The sequence below is a fragment of the Aquabacterium lacunae genome (assembly GCF_004310865.1).
Classification (GTDB): Bacteria; Pseudomonadota; Gammaproteobacteria; order Burkholderiales; family Burkholderiaceae_C; genus Aquabacterium; species Aquabacterium lacunae.
This window is the reverse complement of record NZ_SIXI01000001.1, coordinates 785,712-805,343: the sequence shown is the minus strand read 5'-3', so window position 1 is coordinate 805,343 and position 19,632 is coordinate 785,712. Positions and strand designations below refer to the sequence as shown.

At 68.0% G+C, this 19,632-nt stretch carries 16 protein-coding genes; 9 read left to right on the top strand and 7 right to left on the bottom strand.

Annotated features, from left to right (window positions below):
- The first annotated feature begins 314 nt into the window (after positions 1-314).
- The 5 genes from exaC to EYS42_RS03490 all read left to right on the top strand — a co-directional run bounded on the left by exaC (position 315) and on the right by EYS42_RS03490 (position 6,503).
- Positions 315-1,835: an acetaldehyde dehydrogenase ExaC gene (gene exaC, locus EYS42_RS03510; protein ID WP_130966430.1), complete on the top strand. Its 1,521-nt coding sequence runs from the start codon at positions 315-317 to the stop codon at positions 1,833-1,835.
- 163 nt (positions 1,836-1,998) lie between these two features.
- Complete coding sequence (locus EYS42_RS03505; protein WP_130966429.1) at positions 1,999-4,119, top strand: TonB-dependent receptor family protein; 2,121 nt, start codon at positions 1,999-2,001, stop codon at positions 4,117-4,119.
- Positions 4,120-4,187: 68 nt separating this feature from the next.
- A complete protein-coding gene (locus tag EYS42_RS03500; protein ID WP_245503482.1) occupies positions 4,188-5,069 on the top strand; it encodes a quinoprotein dehydrogenase-associated SoxYZ-like carrier in 882 nt (293 codons plus the stop codon).
- On the top strand, positions 5,066-6,121 hold the full coding sequence (locus EYS42_RS03495) for a quinoprotein relay system zinc metallohydrolase 1 (protein WP_165456620.1): 1,056 nt from the start codon (positions 5,066-5,068) through the stop codon (positions 6,119-6,121). The genes EYS42_RS03500 and EYS42_RS03495 overlap by 4 nt, the downstream gene beginning before the upstream one ends.
- Positions 6,122-6,176: 55 nt before the next feature.
- Entirely contained in the window at positions 6,177-6,503 is a 327-nt protein-coding gene (locus tag EYS42_RS03490) for a c-type cytochrome (protein WP_245503481.1), read from the top strand.
- 22 nt (positions 6,504-6,525) lie between these two features.
- Here EYS42_RS03490 and EYS42_RS03485 read toward each other — a convergent pair whose 3' ends face one another.
- The 3 genes from EYS42_RS03485 to EYS42_RS03475 form a co-directional block, all read right to left on the bottom strand.
- Positions 6,526-7,008 carry a c-type cytochrome gene (locus EYS42_RS03485; RefSeq protein ID WP_207301094.1) on the bottom strand — a complete coding sequence of 161 codons (483 nt, stop codon included), beginning with the start codon at positions 7,006-7,008 and terminating at the stop codon, positions 6,526-6,528.
- Positions 7,005-7,667: a pentapeptide repeat-containing protein gene (locus EYS42_RS03480; protein WP_207301093.1), complete on the bottom strand. Its 663-nt coding sequence runs from the start codon at positions 7,665-7,667 to the stop codon at positions 7,005-7,007. The genes EYS42_RS03485 and EYS42_RS03480 overlap by 4 nt, the downstream gene beginning before the upstream one ends.
- A gap of 102 nt (positions 7,668-7,769) precedes the next feature.
- A complete protein-coding gene (locus EYS42_RS03475) occupies positions 7,770-9,662 on the bottom strand; it encodes a methanol/ethanol family PQQ-dependent dehydrogenase (protein ID WP_130966426.1) in 1,893 nt (630 codons plus the stop codon).
- 354 nt (positions 9,663-10,016) lie between these two features.
- On the opposite strand from EYS42_RS03475, the gene EYS42_RS03470 reads away from it, so the two are divergent.
- Entirely contained in the window at positions 10,017-11,003 is a 987-nt protein-coding gene (locus tag EYS42_RS03470) for an MBL fold metallo-hydrolase (protein WP_130966425.1), read from the top strand.
- Here the strand turns inward: EYS42_RS03470 and EYS42_RS03465 are convergent.
- Positions 10,977-13,031 carry a sigma-54-dependent Fis family transcriptional regulator gene (locus tag EYS42_RS03465; RefSeq protein ID WP_130966424.1) on the bottom strand — a complete coding sequence of 685 codons (2,055 nt, stop codon included), beginning with the start codon at positions 13,029-13,031 and terminating at the stop codon, positions 10,977-10,979. The genes EYS42_RS03470 and EYS42_RS03465 overlap by 27 nt on opposite strands.
- Before the next feature lie 515 nt (positions 13,032-13,546).
- Here EYS42_RS03465 and pedF point away from each other — a divergent pair.
- On the top strand, positions 13,547-14,041 hold the full coding sequence (gene pedF / locus EYS42_RS03460; protein WP_130966423.1) for a cytochrome c-550 PedF: 495 nt from the start codon (positions 13,547-13,549) through the stop codon (positions 14,039-14,041).
- 62 nt (positions 14,042-14,103) lie between these two features.
- Here the strand turns inward: pedF and EYS42_RS03455 are convergent, their stop codons facing one another.
- Positions 14,104-14,838, bottom strand: a complete 735-nt coding sequence (locus tag EYS42_RS03455) for a response regulator transcription factor (protein ID WP_130966422.1) — start codon at positions 14,836-14,838, stop codon at positions 14,104-14,106.
- Complete coding sequence (locus EYS42_RS03450; protein WP_130966421.1) at positions 14,835-16,433, bottom strand: sensor histidine kinase; 1,599 nt, start codon at positions 16,431-16,433, stop codon at positions 14,835-14,837. Before EYS42_RS03450 ends, EYS42_RS03455 begins: the two co-directional genes overlap by 4 nt.
- Before the next feature lie 179 nt (positions 16,434-16,612).
- Here EYS42_RS03450 and EYS42_RS03445 point away from each other — a divergent pair, with 179 nt between their 5' ends.
- A complete protein-coding gene (locus EYS42_RS03445) occupies positions 16,613-17,164 on the top strand; it encodes a metal-independent carbonic anhydrase family protein (RefSeq protein ID WP_130966420.1) in 552 nt (183 codons plus the stop codon).
- Between the two features lie 82 nt (positions 17,165-17,246).
- Positions 17,247-18,620 (top strand): VWA domain-containing protein, encoded by a 1,374-nt coding sequence (locus EYS42_RS03440; protein ID WP_165456619.1) that lies wholly within the window; start codon positions 17,247-17,249, stop codon positions 18,618-18,620.
- On the opposite strand, the gene EYS42_RS03435 is transcribed toward EYS42_RS03440, so the two are convergent.
- Positions 18,621-19,607: a helix-turn-helix transcriptional regulator gene (locus EYS42_RS03435; protein WP_130966418.1), complete on the bottom strand. Its 987-nt coding sequence runs from the start codon at positions 19,605-19,607 to the stop codon at positions 18,621-18,623. It lies immediately after the preceding gene.
- Positions 19,608-19,632 lie beyond the last annotated feature (25 nt).

Sequence of the window (19,632 nt, the reverse complement as noted above, 5' to 3'; positions counted from 1 at the left end):
TTTCCCTGAGGGATCGGGTTCGGGCTCAGGGTTCACCCGCAGCAAGGACCTGTCTGACGGCGCCAAACGGCCGCGAATGCCGTGCGCCCGGGCTTGTCAGGGCCCGCGGGTGCGGGTGGGCATTGCAGGATGGAACAGTGCCGCGTCACAGAGGGCGCGGCACAGCCGCACAGTGTTCACAAACGGAGCACTTTGCGGGGTCTAAGGGCGCGTCGGGCGGCTTTCAGCGCTGCTTCTGGCCTGGCATGGAGTTTGAGAAAAAGCCCGGCAGCCACCTCCGGCTTGTCCTGCTTTCATCCAACTGAGGAAGACACATGATCTACGCCACCCCCGGCAGCGCGGGCGCCCCCGTTGCCTTCAAGACCCGTTACGACAACTTCATCAACGGCAAGTTCGTGGCCCCCGTGGGAGGTCAGTACTTCGACGTGATCACCCCGATCAATGGCCGCGTGTTCACGCAGGCAGCGCGTTCGACCGAGGCCGACATCGAGCTGGCGCTGGATGCTGCCCACGCCGCCAAGGACAAGTGGGCCGCCACCTCGCCCACCGAGCGCTCGAACATCCTGCTCAAGATCGCCGACCGCATCGAGGCCAACATCGAGAAGCTGGCCTATGCCGAGACCGTGGACAACGGCAAGCCCATCCGCGAAACCCTGAACGCCGACATCCCGCTGTCGGCCGACCACTTCCGCTACTTCGCCGGCTGCCTGCGTGCGCAGGAGGGCTCGATCTCGGAGATCGACGGCAACACCATCGCGTACCACTTCCACGAGCCGCTGGGCGTGGTCGGTCAGATCATCCCCTGGAACTTCCCGATCCTGATGGCCGCCTGGAAGCTGGCCCCGGCCCTGGGTGCCGGCAACTGCGTGGTGCTCAAGCCTGCCGAGAGCACGCCCATCAGCATCCTGGTGCTGGCCGAGCTGATTGCCGACCTGCTGCCTCCGGGCGTGCTCAACATTGTCAACGGCATGGGCCGCGAAGCCGGCATGCCGCTGGCCAACAGCAAGCGCATCGCCAAGATCGCCTTCACCGGCTCGACGGCCACCGGCAAGATCATCGGCCAGGCCGCGGCAGCCAACCTGATCCCGGCCACGCTGGAGCTGGGCGGCAAGAGCCCCAACATCTTCTTCGAAGACGTGATGGCCGCTGACGACGCCTTCCTGGACAAGGCCATCGAAGGCATGGTGCTGTTTGCCTTCAACCAGGGCGAGGTGTGCACCTGCCCGAGCCGCGCCCTGATCCACGAATCGATCTACGACCGCTTCATCGAGAAGGTGCTCAAGCGCGTGGCGGCCATCAAGCAGGGCAGCCCGCTGGACACCGAGACCATGATGGGCGCGCAGGCTTCGAGCATGCAGATGGACAAGATCATGTCCTACCTGCAGGTGGGCAAGGACGAAGGCGCGCAGGTGCTGATCGGGGGTGACCGTGCGCAGCTGGGCGGCGATCTGGCCGACGGCTACTACATCCAGCCCACGCTGTTCAAGGGCCACAACGGCATGCGCATCTTCCGCGAAGAGATCTTTGGCCCCGTGCTGGCCGTGACCACCTTCAAGGACGAGGCCGAAGCCATGCAGATCGCCAACGACACGCCGTATGGCCTGGGCGCTGGCGTGTGGACGCGCGACGGCAGCCGCGCCTACCGCTTCGGCCGGGGCATCCAGGCCGGCCGCGTGTGGACCAACTGCTACCACCACTACCCGGCGCACGCCACCTTCGGCGGCTACAAGGAATCGGGCATTGGCCGCGAGACCCACAAGATGATGCTGGACCACTACCAGCAGACCAAGAACATCCTGGTCAGCTACGACGCCAACAAGCTGGGCTTCTTCTGATGCCCTGACGAGACAGCTGCTGGCTTGCCCTGAGCCGAAACGCCGGGGTGGCCGGTAGCCTCGGCTGTCGAGCGCATGGTGCCCCGTGTGCTCGACAGCCGCTGAAGACCCCCACAAGATGCCCAACAGGCTGCGCGCGGAGCAGCCGATGACGGAGACCCCCATGCCCCAACGGCCCCCTTTCCATCGCCACATGCTGGCCACATCTCTGGCCCTGGCCCTGGGCGTCAGCCCTTTCATGGCCCAGGCCGACGAGGCGTTGCCCGATGCACAGGGCCTGCAGGACGTGGTGGTGAGCGCTTCGCGCCAGGCCCAGCGCAGCTTTGATGCGCCGGCCTCGGTTCAGTCGGTGCAGCGTGCGGCCATCGAGGCGGCCGGCCCGCGCGTGAACCTGTCGGAGGTGATGAACCGCGTGCCTGGCATCACGGTGCTGAACCGCCAGAACTACGCACAGGACCTGCAACTGTCGATACGGGGCTCGGGGGCCCGCGCGCCATTCGGCATCCGCGGCGCTCGCCTGATCGTCGATGGCATCCCTGCCACCATGCCCGACGGGCAAGGTCAGGCCTCGACCATCAGCCTGCCCTCGGCCGAGCGCATCGAGGTGCTGCGTGGCCCCCTGGCCCAGTTGTACGGCAACTCGGCCGGTGGTGTGCTGCAGGTGTTCACGGCGGCTGGCCCGAAACGCCCGGAGATCACGGCCACCTACGATGCCGGCCCGCAGCGCATGCACCGTGTGGGCCTGCAGGCCGGTGGCCAGCAGGACGGCCTGAATTACCTCATCGACCTCAGTCAGTTCGAGACCGATGGTTGGCGCCAGAACAGCGCGGCAGAACGCAAGCAGCTCAATGCCCGCCTGCGCTGGCAGGCTTCCGAGCAGACCCGTGTGACCGTGGTGGCCAATGCCTTCGACCAGCCTGAATCGGGTGACCCGCTGGGCCTGACCCGTGCCCAGGTGCAGCAGAACCCGCGCCAGGCCGTGGCCAACTCGACGCTGTACAAGGCGGGCAAGGAAGTGGCCCAGAACCAGCTGGGCGTGGTGGTCGATCACAAAATCGATGGCCAAAGCGAATGGATGACCCGCGTGTACGCCGGCGAGCGCGACCTGGGCAACCGCCTGTCTACGCCGTTGTCGGCCCAGACCTCGGCCACGGCCGCCGGGGGCATGGTGGACCTGGACCGTGTCTACAGCGGCTTGGGCCTGCAGTACAGCCGTCGCACGGCCTTGAGCGTGGGCCAGGTGCGCTGGCTGGTGGGCCTGGACCACGAGCGCATGCGTGAACACCGCCTGGGCTACATCAACAACCTGGGGGTGCAGGGCACCCTCAAGCGTGACGAGCAGGACGCCGTGACCCAGTCTGGTCTGTTCACGCAGGCCGATTGGGCCATCAACGAAGACTGGAGCGCGCTGGCCGGCGTGCGGGCCAACGAAGTGCGCTTCAAGGTGGAAGACGCCTACATCCGCCCCGGCAACCCCGACGACAGCGGCCAGGTGTCCTTCCATGCCACGAACCCTTTGGTAGGCATCACGCGGCACCTGGGCGTGCACACCAACGTGTACGCCAACATCGGCCGTGGCTTTGAGACACCCACCCTCACCGAGATCGCCTACAAGGCCGGAGGCAGCGGCCCCAACCTGGCCTTGAAGGCCTCGCCCAGCACGCATTCGGAACTCGGCATCAAGAGCCAGTGGGCCCCGGGCCAGCGCATCGATGCGGCGCTGTTCCACATCGACACCCGCCGCGAGATCGTGGTGGCCTCGAACACCGGCGGGCGTGCCATCTACGCCAATGCGGGCCAGACCCGTCGCGTGGGCGCCGAGCTGTCGCACACCGCGCAGTGGAGCCCCGAGTGGCGCACCCATCTGGCCCTGACGGCCTTGCGGGCCGAGTTCGCAGAGGCCTACAAGAACAGCAGCGGTGCCACGGTGGCCGCGGGCAACCGCATCCCGGGCGTGGCCAATCGCAACCTCTTTGCCGAGCTGGTCTGGCAACCACGTTTCTACAAGGGCTTCACCGGTGGCCTGGAGCTGGTTCACCGCGGCTCGATCGCGGTGGACGATGTGAACAGCGACCGCGCCGAAGCGGCCACCTTGCTGAACCTGAGCCTGCGCTGGGAGCAGACGGTGGGTGCCTGGAAACTGCGTGAATCGGTGCGGGTGGACAACCTGGAAGACCGCGCCACCATCGGCTCCGTGATCGCCAACGACGCCAACAGCCGCTTCTTCGAGCCGGCCCCTGGGCGTCAGTGGGGTGTGGGCCTGAGCGCCACGCTGGCCTTCTGAGCAGGCGCTTGCCGCAGACACCTGAACCGACACCCCACAACCGATCCCCGGGCCGCGCCACGCACCCCATGAGCACCTCCACCATGCGCCGACGCCTGTTGAAAGGCTTGCCCCTGGCCGGTTGGCTGTGGGGTGATGCCGCCCGAGCCCAAGCTCAGGCCCGCTCCAGGGCCCATGTGGCCCATGTGGCCCACCCGGCCAAGGCCGTGCGCTGGCCTGCCGACCCGCTGGCCTCGCCGTCGTGGCCGGACCTGGCCCGGCAGTTCACGGACGGTGGCCCCATCGTTTTCTCGACCCGGGTGCTCGTGCAAGCGCCGGTGCATGCCGACGACCCCTTGAATGTGCCCGTGCGCATCGACGCCAAGGCCCTGCTGGGCACGGCCGGGATGGGCGGCCAGCGTGTGCGCCGCATCCGGGTGGTGGCCGACCTGAACCCGGTGCGCCACGTGCTGGACTTCGAACCCCTGCAGGCCTTGCCCGTGCTGGCCTTGCGCATGCGGCTGGAGCAGGCTTCGCCCGTGAGGGCTCTGGTGCAGACCGACGATGGCCAGTGGCATGTGGGTGGCACCCAGGTGGGCGCGGCAGGTGGCGGGTGCACGGCACCGGGCGGCGCACGCTCGGATGGCAGCTGGCAGGACACCTTGGGCCAGGTGCAGGCCCGCTGGTTCGACAACGCCCAAGAGGGCTCACGCCGGCTGCGCCTGCGCGTGATGCACCCCATGGACACGGGCCTGGTGCCTGGGGTGCCGGCCTTCTACCTGGAAACACTGACGCTGACCGATGCCCGTGGGCAGGCGGCGTGCCGCCTGTTTCTGCACGAGCCGGTGGCCGAGAATCCGCTGTTCACCCTGGAGTGGCCACTGGCCACCGACACGGGCCAGCCAGGCCCATGGCGCGTGCAAGGCCGAGACAACAACGGCCTGCGCATCGACCAGGTGCTGCAGTCATGAGCCTGCCGAGCCCGCTCAAGCGCTGCTGGCCGCTCATGCCCTTGCTGGGCCTGGGTGCCTTGCCCGGCCTGGCCTGGGCCAACCCGCCAGAGGTGGCCACCCATCAGCGTGCAGCCGACACAGAGGCCGCCCGCCCTGATGCTGCCCACCCCGATGCTGCCCGCCTCGACCTGGCCCTGCGCGCCCGCCGCGTGGCCGACCGCACCTGGGTGATCGAAGGCGCGGTAGACGACTTCCGTCTGGCCAATGGCTGCAACATCATCAACACCGCCTTCATTGCCACGGGTGCGGGGGTGGTCGTCATCAACACCGGGCCTTCGCTGCTGTACGGCCAGCAGCAACGTGCCCTGATCGCCCAGACCACGCGCGAGCCGGTGGTGCAGGTGGTCAACCTGAACCAGCACCCCGATCACTTCCTGGGCAATGGCGCCTGGGCCGATGTGGGCGTGCAGGCCTTGCCGGCCAGTGCGCAGGCCATGCAGGCCGAGGGCGAGGCCTTGGCCGCCAACCTGCACCGCCTGTGTGGCCCATGGCAGCGCCACACGGTGCCCATGGCCGCCACACAGTCTGTGCCGCTGGGCCTGCAGACCTTGGGCCAGCACCGCCTGGAATGGCTGCGCCTGCAAGGCCACACCGGGGGTGACCTGGTGCTGATCGATCACACCACGGGGGTGGCCTTTGTGGGTGGTCTGGTCTTCAAGGACCGTGTGCCCACCACGCCCCATGCCACGCCGGCCCAGTGGCTCGAGAGCCTGTCGCGACTGGAGTCACTGCACCAGGCCGGCTGCTTTCGGCAGCTGGTGCCCAGTCATGGTCCGGTGCACGCCGGTGTCGATGGCATGGCCCAGACCCGCGACTGGCTGCAATGGGTGAACCGACACCTGCGCGACAGCGCCGAAGCAGGGCGTGACCTCAGCGAGCTGCTGGGCCTGCCTTTGCCTGAACGATTCGCGGACTGGGCGGCGCAGCCCGCGGAATGGCACCGCACCCTGGTGCAGTGGTACCCGGCGCACGAAGTGCGGGCCCTGGGGCCTCGCACCACTGCGCCATGAGCCCCCGCCGCTCACCGATCCCTTTCCTTCCCCGATGCTGTACGGAGCAAACCCCATGAACAAGATTCGTCTGATGGCCTTGAGCCTGACCTTCAGTTTGGCCGGCCTGGCCCAGGCCGCCGACCCTGTGAACGTGCCCGACCTGGCCAAAGCCAATGGCTGCTTTTCCTGCCACGGGATGACCGAGAAGGTGGTCGGGCCGGCCTATTCATCGGTGGCCCAGCGCTATGCCGGGCAGAAAGATGCCGTGGCCGACCTGATGATGTCCATCCAGAACGGCTCGACCGGCAAATGGGGACGCATGGCCATGCCGTCACACCCCAGCCTGGCCAAGGACGATGTCAAGCGGCTGGCCGAATGGATCCTGACCGTCAAGAAATGACGGTCTTCGCCCGGTCCTGCATTCAGGGCTTGGGCGCGTTTTCGATGAAGCTGCGGATCGACCACACCACCTGAGGGCTGAGCACGCCATCCCAGGCTGGCATGTGCTCGATGTCGAACTTCTTCTTGCCAAAGCGCACCGACTGCACGAAGAAGTGGTCGCTGTCGGACAGGCAGCGCTCACGCCAGCTCAGGTCCTGAAGACGCTGACAGGCCTTGCCGATGCGGCGCAGGTCAGGGGCCGGTGCCCGCGATCCGTCGGCCTCGACCCCATGGCAGCGGGCGCAAGCCTGGTGGTAGGCCTGCCGGCCGATGGCCTGCGCCAGCGGCACCTCACGCAGCGGGTTGCGCTCGGCCCAGCCGGGCGCCAGCGCCGGCAGGCCGCGGGTGTCGACTTCCGGGGCCTGTGGCGCGGTGGCGGCCCGCACAGGGCTCCAGGCCATCCACGCAGGTGTCAGCAGGGTCAGGGCCAGCACCGGGCTGGCGCACAGGGTGCGAACCTTCATTCCCATCCTCCCGGGCAGCCGGTGCAGCCGGCCATGTTCGAGCTCGGAAAAATCGCGTAGCGGATCACATTGGCCTCGAAGTAGGCGTCCTGCAGGTTCACCTGGTTGAACTTGCTTTCCTGCAGGTCATTGCCCACGAAGCGCGTGCCGACGAACCAGGCGTGGTCCAGCCGGGTGATCTCGAGGTTGCAGCCGATGAACTCGGCACCGCTGAAGTCCGAGCGCATCATGCGGGCGGCCTCCAGGTCGGTGCCCACGAAGCGTGCCTTGCGGAAGTTGGTGTTGGCGGCCGTGGCCTTGTTCAGTCGGGCCCCGGTCAGGTCGGCCCCTTCCAGGTTGGCCACGGCCAGGTTGGCGCCACGCAGGTCGGCGCGCGTGAGCTTGGCGCCACGCAGGTCGGCACCCGTCAGGTTCTTGCCCACCAGGTTGGCGTGGCGCAGGTCGGCGCCGGGGCAGCGGGTGTAGGGCCAGATGGGGCAGCCGTTGATCACCAGGGGCTCGCCGGGTGGTGGCTCGGTCAGGTCGGTGGGGTTGGCATCGGCCTGGGCCATGCCGGCCATGACCATCAAGCCCAGGCCCAGACTCAGGCCCCAGGTGCGAAGCCGGGCGTGTGGCCATGACAGGCCGGTGCGCGGTGTGACAGCAGCAGCTCGTTGCATCGGGATCTCCATGACAAAGACCTGGCCTTGCAGCAGGCAGGGCCAGGTCGGGGCGGGGTGAGCCGACGTGTGGGTCTCAGGTCGGCTCAGGGGCGCTGCGATTCAGCGACCGGCGGCTTGCTTGGGCAGCTTGAACACCCACATCGAGCCGCCCTGCGAGACCTGCTTGGTCAGCTCGGCCATGTCGCCACCCCACAGCGGCACGGCACCGCCGTAGCCCGACTGGATGCCGACATACTGCTCCCCGTCCATCTCCCAGGTCACGGGCACCGAGACCACGCCGGATCCCGTCTGGAACTTCCAGACTTCCTTGCCGGTCTTGGCGTCGAAGGCCTTGAGGAAGCCGTCCGAGGTGCCGGTGAACAGCAGGCCACCGGCGGTGGTCAGCGTGCCCGCCCACAGCGGGAACTTCTCCTTGTGCTCCCAGGCGATCTTGCCCGTGACCGGGTTGATGGCGCGCAGGATGCCCACGTGGTCTTCGTACAGCTTCTTGATGCGGAAGCCCTGGCCGAGGTAGGCTGCACCGGCCTTGTAGTTGATCTTTTCAGCCCAGTAGTCCATGGCCCAGTGGTTACCCGGGATGTAGAACAGACCGGTGTCGGGGCTGTAGCTCATGGGCATCCAGTTGGTGCCGCCCAGGAAGGGTGGCGACACGAAGATGCTGTCGCCCTTGTCCTGGCCTTCCTTGGGCTGCGGCGGGTACTGGTTCTCGTTGACCAGTGGCATGCCGGTCTTCAGGTCGAAGCCCTTGGTCCAGGTGATGCCGTCCACGAATGGCCAGGCATTGATGATGGCGTTCTGCTTCCAGGGGTGTTCGGCGCCGCCCTGGGCCAGCTTCAGGCGGTCGGTCACGAAGAAGTAGCCGTTGCGGTCGGCGTGGGCCGAGGCCTTGACGGTCTTGCCGGTTTTCGGGTCCTTGTAGTCGAACAGCAGCACCGAGTTGTTGCCCGAGAAGTCCCAGGCGTCGTTCGGGGTGTGCGAGAAGAAGCCCTTGAGCTCACCGGTGGTCGGGTCGAGGTAGGCCTGGCCCGAGGTGTACAGGCTGGGCCAGTTGATGGGCTTGTCGCCAGGGGCCGTGCGCTTCCAGGTGTTCCAGGGCGCAGGGTTGCCCGTGCCCACCACGATGGTCTGGGTGTCGGCGTCGTACGAGGCGGTCTGCCAGGGGGCGCCGCCACCGTGGCTCCAGGCTTCCACCTTGCCGGTCGGCGAGCTGGGGTCGTCAGGCCAGCTCGGGGCCTTCGGGTTGCCGGTGGGCGTGCTGGGCTTGCCATTCAGGCGGCCCATGTGGCCTTCCACGAAGGGGCGGGCCCACACTTCTTCGCCGGTGTCCACGTCGCGGGCGTACAGGTAGCCCACCACGCCGAACTCGTCACCCGACGAGCCGTGCACCAGCAGCACACGGCCGCTCTTCGGGTCCTTCACCACGAAGGGGGCGCCGGTCATGGTGTAGCCGATCTTGTGGTCGCCGAACTTGGACTTCCACACCACCTTGCCGGTGGTGCGGTCCAGGGCCACGATGGAGGCGTCGAGCGTGCCGAAGAACACCTTGTCGCCGTAGATGGCCGGGCCGCGGTTGACGACGTCACAGCAGGGGCGGATGTCTTCGGGCAGGCGGTGCTCGTAGGTCCACAGGCGCTTGCCGGTGCGTGCATCGATGGCCACGAAGCGCGAGTACGACGCGGTGGCGTAGATCACGCCGTCATGCACCAGCACCTGGCCTTCCTGGCCGCGCTGCTTTTCACCGCCGAAGGAATAGCTCCACACCGGCACCATGTTTGCGATGGTCTTGGCGTTGACCTTCTTGAGCGGGCTGTAGCGCTGGGCGGTCAGGCCCAGGCCGTAGGTCAGCACGTCGTCGGTGGTTCTGGCATCGTTGGCGATGTCGTCCCAGGTGACGGGTTTGACGGCATGGCTGCTGGTGGCAGCGCTCAGGGCCAGGGCGGCCACAGCCAGAACAGACAGGCGGTGGGCGGTGCGGTTCACGGGTGCTCTCATGCAGGCTCCTCAATCGGGGTGGGGTGTTTCGTCGTGGCGGCGTTGACGCCGGCCTGGGGCCCCTTACCGCAAAGCACATGCCAGCTTTTGGGATGCCTGCCCATGAGCCGCCAAGCGGCCGGCAAGCCCGATGAACACAGGGTTTCCTCGCGTCAAGGGGTGTCTGGAGTTGACGCTTTTGCGGGTTAACCCCTGAGGTGCTGCCCGCCTTGGAGGCGCGTGTGTCACACCGCTTGTGACACCGCCGCGTTCCCTTGGGCAACACGGTGTTCCAGGACGCAACAACCCCAGGCCGTGCGCTGACCGGCTTCTGCGGTCGCTGGCCCTGGAACGGCTTGTGCTGCATGGCGGCGCATGCACACCACACACACCAAGGGCCGCATGGCCCGGACCTGGGCCTGGACCTTCTGGGCGCTCGCAGCTTGCGTGCAGGCGCACGAAGACGCCACTGCGCCGGGCTGCCCGCCCGTTCCGTGGCAACCGATCACGGCGGCGGTATGGGCCTGGCTGCCCGATGAACGTGACCCGCAGGCGCCGCCACAGCCCGTGGTGGCGGTGGTGGACGATGGGCAGGCCATGCTGATCGACCCGGGCCCCAGCGCGGCCCATGGGGCGCAGGCGCAGCGCACATTGGCCTGCCGCTTCCAGGCCAGTTTGCGCTGGGTGGTGCTGACCCATGGCGACCCTGAAAGCGTGCGCGGCCTGCAAGGCCTGCAACTGGCCGATGCAGGGCAGGTTCGGGCGCCGGCAGCCATCGTCAAGCGCCTGGCCGACGGCTGCACCGTGTGCGGCGTGGAGCCGGGCCGCGTCAAGCCCGGCCAGAGCGAGCTGCAGACCGGGCAGGTGCTGCCGGTGGGGCGGCTGTCGGTGCAGGTGCTGGCCGTGCACAAGGCCCACAGCCCCGGGGATGCGCTGTTGTGGCTGGCGCCGCAGGGCGTGTTGTGGGCCGGGGGGCTGGTCGATCGGCAACCCTTGCCCGAGGCCTCACGCGCCGAGCCTGATGCCTGGCTGCAGGCCTTGCAGCGGGTGGATGAGCAGGCGCGGCACCCCACCCAGCCCGTGCAGCACCTGCTGGCGCATGGCCATTGGGCGAGTGCTGCCGAGGTTCAGGCGGCGGTGCAGCGCACGCGCCAGGCCTTGCTGGGCCTGCAGGCCCAGGTGCAGCAGGGCTTGCAAGGCGGGCGTTTGCCTGAAGAGATCGGCGCCGAGATCGACCGTGCCCACTGGCCGGCTGGCGTGCCCCGCACACCGGCCTTGCAGGCCCGTCAGCGCGCCAATCTGCAGCGCATGGTGCAGGTGCTGGAGGCCGCGGGGTCAATGCCCCAGGGCGTCGGGCGGTAGCAGTTCTTTCTTGCGGTAGATGGTGTTGCGTGACACGCCCAGGGCCTTGGCTGCCGCCGACACATTGCCCTTGTGCAGGCGCAGTGCCTGGGCCATGGCCGCCAGGGTCACGTTCTCCAGGCTCTGGCGGTCGAGTGCTTGCGGCCGGGTGGGTTCCGCCTGAGCTTCGGCCACCAGGGGCAGGGCCTCCGGGCACGTCAATGCCGATGCGGGGTCATGTGCTGTCTGCAGCTCTTCCAGGAAATCATCGGGCAGGTGCATGGGCTCGATCACGCCCTGGTGTTCGGCCATGGCCACAGCGGTGCGCAGCAGGTTGTGCAGCTGGCGGAAGTTGCCTGGCCAGCTGTAGCGGCGGAACAGCTCCATCACCTCGGGTGACACCTGCAGCGCTTCACCGGGCTCGCACAGCTGCTGCACCATGCGGTGCACCATGGCCTCGAAGTCGGAACGCTCGCGCAGTGCCGGCAGGCGCACCACCAGGCCATTGAGCCGGTAGTACAGGTCTTCGCGGAACTCGCCCCGCGCGATCATGGCCTTGAGGTTCTTGTGCGTGGCGCACACCACGGCAATGTCCACCTCCACCTCCTTGCCGGCGCCCAGCGGGCTCACCTTGCGCTCCTGCAGCACGCGCAGCAGGCGCGCCTGCAGGTGGGCCGGCATGTCGCCGATTTCATCGAGGAACAGGGTGCCGCCGTGCGCCTGCAGGATCTTGCCCACCGCGCCCTTCTTGCGTGCGCCCGTGAAGGCACCTTCCTCGTAGCCGAACAGCTCCGATTCGATCAGCGTTTCCGGGATCGAGGCGCAGTTGATCGACACGAAGGCCCGGCCTGCGCGCGGTGAATCGTTGTGGATGGCCTGGGCCAGCAGGTCCTTGCCGGCGCCGGTTTCGCCCTGGATCATCACGGGGATGTCCTTGCCCGCCACCCTGCGCAGCTTGTGGATCACGGCGCGCACCTGCGCGTCACCGGTGTCCAGCTCGTCCAGCGTGGGGCCCGTGCGGCTGCGCAGGGCCTGTGCAGGGGTGGTGGCCTCGTCGATCACGGTGGGCATGCCGCTGGCGGTGTGGCGTCGCTGGCGTTCGGCGTCGTCCATGCGCGGGGTCGACCACGGGGCCGAACGTTTGAGCGTGGTCCGGCACCACACCATCACGCCGTTGTTGAGCACCAGCTGCTTGGGCGTGGGCGAGCTGCCGCTGAACAGCTCCAGCAGCGACGACATCGGGATGCCGAACAGTGATGAGAAGGTGTGCGCCTTCAGTGCGGAGAACGACAGCCCCAGCTGGAACTGCGCGCTGCGGTTGGCCGAGATGAAGCGCCCCGTGGGCGAGAACACGGCGATGCCTTCGACCAGCGTGCCCAGGAATTCGGGCCGCGTGTGGAAGTGGATGCGGATGGCGTCGTGGAAGATGTCGGCGAACATGTGGTTCTCGATCATCTGCACCGACATGCGCACCAGGGCCAGTGTGTGCTTCTGGAAGCTGTGGTGGTCACCCGTCACGTCGAGCGCCCCGATCACGGCGCCATGCGGGTCGTAGATGGGCGCGCACGAACAGGTCAGGAACTTGTTGGCGTTCATGAAGTGCTGGCTGCCGTGCACGGTGAGGGCCTCGGCCTCGGACAGGGCCGTGCCAATCGCGTTGGTGCCCTTGCTCTGCTCGGACCAGTCCATGCCCGGTGTGAGCGCCACACGCGAGGCCTTCTCCAGGAAATCGGAATCGCCCAGCGAGTGCAGCACCAGGCCTTTGGCCGAGGTCAGCAGCACCATCGAATGCGTGTTGGCGATCTGGTCGTACAGCGTGGCCATCACCGGCGCCGCGTGCTGGAACAGGAAGCGGTTTTCGTCGAGCGCGCCGTCCAGGTCGGCCTTGGGCAGGCTGGAAAAATCAGGCTGGTCGTTGCTGCTCAGACCGAACTGTGCCGAGCGGTGATGGGCCTTGCGCAGCGCGTCCTGCCCGATCATGGGCAAGGGCGGCGGCAGCGGCGACATCCGCGGGGGCAGGGTGGCGGGGGCATGCATCACGACGCTCATGTGGTCTCCAAGGTCCAGTGCTGGGTCAGCGTCCCAGGTCTCCAGAACCCAGTCTTCTGGACCAGCCGGTGGTGGGGGCGGCTGGCCATGGTTGTGCTGGTTGTTCTGGCTCATCAATGGTCTTCACAAAGGTGCCGGCATCAACATGGTTAACCCGTTGTCACGGGCGGGGCTGCCGCAGACCCGTGCCCAGAGATAGCAAACCCCTGGCCACTCGGTGTTAACCCGCGGAAAACTGGCCGAAAAGCCCGACCGGTGCGCATGAAACAGCCCATGGGGCAACCGCCGTGCGTGTCGAGTCAGGGTTCACCCTGTGCCATGCCCAGACCGCTGTGCCGTGACACTGCGCCAATCTGGAACAGTGTCACAGGGGGCAGAGGCCCGTGTTCACCGGGGTTCCGGGGCGATGGGGTGCAAACCCTGGCGCCTGAAGCGGCCCGCGTGCACTGGCAAGGTTTTTGCAGCCGGAGCCCGCCATCTGCTGTAAACGACCTCGCTGACCTGGAGACAAGACCATGAAACTGCCCCGCAACCTGCGCGCCGGCCGCGTGCTGCTCAGTGCCATCACCCTGGGCCTGGCCACCTTCGTCACGGCCACCGTGATGGCCCACGGCGACATGGCCCCTCAGGCCGTGGACACCCACACCTTGCCCCAGCTGGGTGACAAGTGGCTGGACGCCAACCCCTACAACCCCAGCAGCCCGGCCCGCGCCGAAGCCCTGCGCATCGGCACCTCGGCCTACAACCAGAACTGCGCGCGCTGCCATGGCCTGGAAGCCATCTCGGGCGGCATCGCCCCCGACCTTCGCCAGTTCGAAGGCGACTGCAAAAGCATGACCAATGCCGAGCAGAAGATGGCCTGCTACCAGGAGATGGACGAGTACTTCGTGGCCACCGTGCGCCGTGGCCGCATGCGCGATGGCCGGGTGTACATGCCTCCCTTCGAAGGCGTGCTGAGCCAGGAAGCCATCTGGGCGCTGCGCACCTACATCGAAACCCGCCGCGAGTGACCCAGGCGCAACGCGCCGTGAGCGCGGGCCGTGATTTCAGACCGCGGGTTCTGGCTGTGGGTTCAGTCGGTGAGCGACTCGAGCCGATAGCCCAGCCCGCGCACCGTGTGGATGAGTGGCTGGCTGTGCCCGTCGTCGATCTTGCTGCGCAGCCGCCGGATGTAGACATCGACCACATTGGTCAATGGATCTTCGTTGGCGCCCCACACATTCGACAGGATGCGTTCGCGGCTGAAGAGCCGGCCTGGGGCGCTCATCATCAGCTCCAGCAAGGCCAGCTCCTTGGCCGTCAGGGGCAGCACCTGGCCGGCCCGGCTCGCCTGCATGCGTTCGCGGTCGAACACCAGATCGCCCACCTGCAGCCGGCTGGTGGTGGCCTTGAGCGGTTCGCGACCGCGTCTGGCCAAGGCCTCCAGGCGGGCCAGCAGTTCTTCGAAATCAAAGGGCTTGCCCAGGTAGTCGTCGGCCCCCAGGCGCAGACCTGTCACGCGGTCTTCCACACCCCCCAGGGCCGACAGCATCAGGATGGGCAGGGCCACGCCTTCGGCGCGCAGGGTCTGGCACAGCTCCAGGCCGCCCATGCCCGGCAGCATCAGGTCCAGGATCACCACCGTGGTGGCGGCTGCGGTGTGGGGTGCGCGCAAGGCCTCGCGAGTGGCTTCACGCGCGGCCTCACGCGCGGCGGTCAGCCCGGAAGGCCCGTCGGCACAGACCTCGACCCGATGGCCTTCGGCACGCAACCCACGCCCCAGGAAGTCGGCGATGCGCGGGTCGTCTTCGATGATCAGGATGTTCATGGTGCGGGCGCCATCGGCAGGCTCAGCACGGCGCAGGTGCCTGTGGGCTTGGCATGCAGGCTGAGCATGCCTCCATGGGCCTGGGCCAGTGCGCGTGCAATGTTCAGGCCCAGCCCGCTGCCATCGGTGCAATGCTGCCGTGCGCGCGTGCCGCGGTAGTGCCGGTCGAACACCAGCGGCATCTCGCTGGCCGGGATGCCGATGCCTTCGTCGTGAACCTCCAGCTGCACGCGCCCTGCGCGGGCTTCGTCTTGCACCAGCGACACCGTCAGCCACACCTGGCCGCCAGGCCGTGAATAGCGCGTGGCGTTGTCCAGCAGCACGCCCAGCAGTTGCTTGAGCCGCAGCGAATCACCGGCCACCATGTGCCGACCTGTGCGGGCAGGTGGCGGCGCCAGTTGCACACCGTGTCGTTCGGCCAGGGGGCGAGCCTGCACCATGGCCTCGGCGGCCAGCTCGTCCAGGTCGAGGGTCTCGCGCTGCAACGAAAGCGAATCGATGTCGCTGCGGGCCATGCTCAGCAGGTCATCGATCACCGAGCCCAGCTGGCGCGCGGTGTCGACGATGCGGCCCAGGGCCTCTCTGTACTCGGCCGCAGGTTTGTCCACGCCACGCAAGGTGATCTCGGCTTCGCCCCGGATCACGGTGGTGGGCGTGCGCAGCTCGTGGCTGATGTCGGCAAACAGGCGGCGCCTGCGGGCATCGGCCTCGCGCAGCGAAGCCAGCGCATCGGCCAGTTCCTGCGTTCGGGTGCTGACCTGGTCTTCCAGCCACTGGCGCTGGGCCGACTCGCGTTCCCGGTGTTGCTCCAGCTCGGCCGCCAGGGCATTGACGCTGCGGGCCACGTCGGCAAACTCATCTTGCCCTTGCAGGGGAATGCGGTGGCTGAGTCGGCCTTCCTGGAGGGCCTGGGCGCCTTCGCTGAGCAGGTGCAGGGGGCGGCGCAAGGCGCGCCCGAAGTGCAGCACGGCCGTCAGGGCCGACACCGCCAGAAAGCCTGCTGCACCCAGCCACAGCCACCGCACCGCGGCCAATGTGGCGTCGGCCGCCGAGCGCTCGCGCTGCACCGCGGCAGTTTCCCGCGCGATGTTGTCGGCGATCAGGCGCCGCATGTCGTAGCCCTCGGCCAGGTCGAACACCCGGGACTGGGCGTCCCAGGCCCTGCGGATGTCGGCATCCGGGCCCAGGGGGCGGGTTTCTTCCACGGCGCGTGACAGCGCCTGCACGCTGCGCTCAAGCACCTGCAGGGCTTCGGTGCGCCTGAGGTGTTCCTCACGGGCCTCGGGGCTGCCGTCCAGTTCAATGGCTTGCTGCACCAGCACCTTCAGCCGCTGCAGCGTGCCGTCGAGTGCGGCCAGCAGTTCGGCGCGGGCGGCCACATCGGCATGACCACCTTGCTGCACCTGGGCCACCCAGGTGCGCAGGCGTTGCTTCTGCGCCGACAGCTGGATGAAGGCCGTGGAGATGTCACTGGCCACGCGGCCCCGCACCACCTGACGCTCGATCGCGACCAGTGACCAGGCGGCCAGCAGGGTGGCCATGACCACCACCGTGGCGATCAGGCCCAGCACAAGGGTCAGGCGTCTGCGGAACATCGGGCCATTCTAGGTGGGGCCCCACCTGCAGAGGCCCGCGCGGGGGGGAATTCATCTGGCGTTCATGTGGGCGACAGGGCCTGCTCATCTCCCGATCAGCGGGGGTTCAAAGCGGCGCGCTGCAATGCCTGTGTGCCCCTTTCATTTCACCCTGAACTTCACTTTGAGGAGAACTTTGCATGAAACACCTGAGCGTTGCTGCCGCCCTGCTGGGCCTGTCGTCCCTGGCTTCGGCGCAAGTCATGGTCGTCAACCAGGCCATCAGCCAGGCCGAGGTCGAGGCCGCCCAGCAGGCCTGGTGCCGCGCCCTGGTCGACATCAGCACCACCCACGAGCGCTCGGGGCAGGCGGCTGCCAAGGCCCTGGCCGAGAAGGTGATCGACAGCGCTTACGGCTATCAGATGGGCGCCGTGCTGTTCAAGCCCACCCTGACCGTGAACCCGCAGACCTTCCGCACCACCCGCGCAGGCGCCCTGGCGTACTTCGTGGGCGGTGACGCGGCCTTCCCCAAGGACAAAGGCTTTGCCTTGAAGGGCTGGACCGCTTGCCAGCCGGTGAACAGCGCCATCTTCCTGGCCGGTGACAGCGCCACCAGCATGGGCAAGGTGAACATCACCAACAAGGACGGCAAGGTCACCACGGTCGACAAGACCTGGCAGTACGTGAAAGACGACGCGGGCAAGCTGCGCATCGTGGTCCACCACTCGTCGCTGGAATACGCCGGCCTGTGAGGCTGAGCGCGCGGGCACAAGCTCATGCCATGAGCCTGTGCCCGCGCAGACTGGGCCCATGCCTTCAACCAGGAGTGAGCCCATGTCCGACACCCCCCATGCCCTGAACGCCGACACCCACCCCCGCGTGCAGCTCAGTGCCGTGCGCAGCGCCTTGCAGGCGGGCCACAGCAATGTGCTGGAGGTGCTGGTGCGTGTGCAGGGCCCCGAGGTCGCCGCCACCGCCGTGGGCGCCCCCCCTGCCCATGCCCTGGCGCGCGCGCTGGCCATTGCGCTCGACGCCTCGGGCTCGATGGAAGGCCGCCCCTTGGCCGAAGCCAAACGCTGCGCCGAATGGCTGGTGGGGCGCCTGCGCCCGCACGACCGCCTGGCCGTGGTGTGCTTCGAGCAAAGCGCCCAGCTGATCTGGCCCGCCGTGGAGGTGGGCAATGGCCGCGCCGTGGTGCAGGCCATTCGCAGCATCGAGACCGGCGGTGCCACCGCCCTGCATGACGGCTGGCACGAGGCCGCCACGGCCCTGCAGGGCTGTGATGTGCCGGGCCTGCGCCGCGTGATCCTGTTGTCTGACGGCGAAGCCAACCAGGGCGAATGTGACCCCGGCGTGATCGCGCAGCACTGTGCCCGCTGGGCCGCCCAGGGCGTGAGCACCAGCACCTATGGCCTGGGCGAGAGCTTCAACGAAGAGCTGATGGTGGCCATGGCCCGCGAAGGCCGTGGCAGCCAGTACTACGGCCACACGGCCGACGACCTGATGCTGCCCTTCGAGCAAGAGCTGCAGCTGATCGACGCCCGCTGCATGGGCGATGTGCGCCTGTCATACCGCGTGCCGCAGGGCGTGCAGGTGGCCGTGCTCAATGACCTGCCCCGGCACGACGGCGTGCTGCGCCTGCCCGACGTGGCCCATGGCGCCGAGGCCTGGGCCCTGCTGCGCCTGACCGTGCCGGCCGAGCTGTTGCCTGCGGTGGGCCAGGGCCTGTCGGTGCTGCAGGTGACGGTGTCCGGCCGTGGCGCAGCCGGTGACACCGTGCTGCTGGCCCCCGCCCCGTTGGTGCTGCCCGTGAAGGCCGCGGCCGACTGGGCCCAGTGCCCGCCCGATGAGCTGGTGCAGCGCCGCCTGACCGAGGTGGCCGCTGCGCAGGCCCTGGAGCGCATGCGCGAAGCCGCCAATCGGGGCGACGCCGCTGCCGTGCAAGAGCTGTTGCGTGCCGCACGGGCCGAGTTCGGCCACAGCGACTGGGTGCAGGCCATCCTGGCGTCGATGCAGCAACTGGCCGATCGTGAGGGCGATGTGCGCGCCCTCAGCAAGGAGATGAAGTATTCGGCTGCCACGCTCATGACCCGGGTGCGCGCCAGCGACGAACAGATGTGCCTGAGCGGCGGCCTGGCCGAAGAGGCCGTGCCCAAGTTCCTGCGGCGCAGTGGCTTGCAGGGGCGGCAAGGGCAGCAGGTGGCCTGATCAGGCGGGGGCTGAATACACCGCCAGCGCCTGCTGCAAATGCTCGGCCACAGCCTGGCGCAGCGCGGGAGGCTCCAGCACCTCCACATCGGGCCCATGGCGCAGGATGTCCATGCGCAGCTCGGTCATGTCCACAAAGGGCAGGCGCAGCAGCAAGGTGCCATCGGGCTGTGGCTGCAGCTGCTGGTCGGGGTGCCAGTGTTCATGGGCCACCCACTGCGCTGCCCGCGCAGTGAACCGCAGCGTGGCCCATTGCACCTGGTTGCCGGCGTAGATGCCGTAGCCGCCGTCGAGTGCCTGCTGCACCTCGGCCAGGGGCACTTCCAGTGCGGCGTCGTCCAGCACGCTGACCTGGCCCATGGCATCGAGCGCAAAGCGGCGCAGGGCCTTGGCCTGGTGGCACCAGGCGTCGAGGTACCAGGTGTGGCGGTGGTGCGTCAGCCGCTGGGGCGACACCTCACGCTTCGAATGGCTCTGGCGCGATCGCGTGAAGTAGGCAAAGCGCAGCCTCTGGCCCGCCAGCAGGGCGCTGCACACGGCCTCGAAGCAGGGCGCCTCCACCGGGCGCTGACCGGCCTGGACCACGCGCACCCGCTGCATCACACGCGCCTGGTCGTCGGCCGTGTGCCCGATCAGCTGGTGGATGCGGTCGAGCAGCGGGGTCACGTGGCGGCTCAGGGCGCCGTTCGGGTCCAGCCCGTTCAGCAGCTGGTGGGCCGTGAGCAGCGCGTGCAGCTCCTTGCCGTTGAACCACAGCCCGGGGATCTCGTGCCGTTCACCCACCGCGTGCGAAGTGTCGATGCGGTAGCTGTCTTCGGCCCGGTCGTAAACGATGGGGCACAGCATGCGGTCACGCAGAAAGGCCAGGTCGCGTTTGACCGTGGCGCGCGACACCTCCAGTTCATGCAGCAAGGTCTGGAAATTGACCTTGCGGTGCCTGCGCAGCAGGTTCTCGATCTTGACGATGCGGTCGGTCTGGGCGCCCATGGTGAATGCTGTGATGTGACGCGCG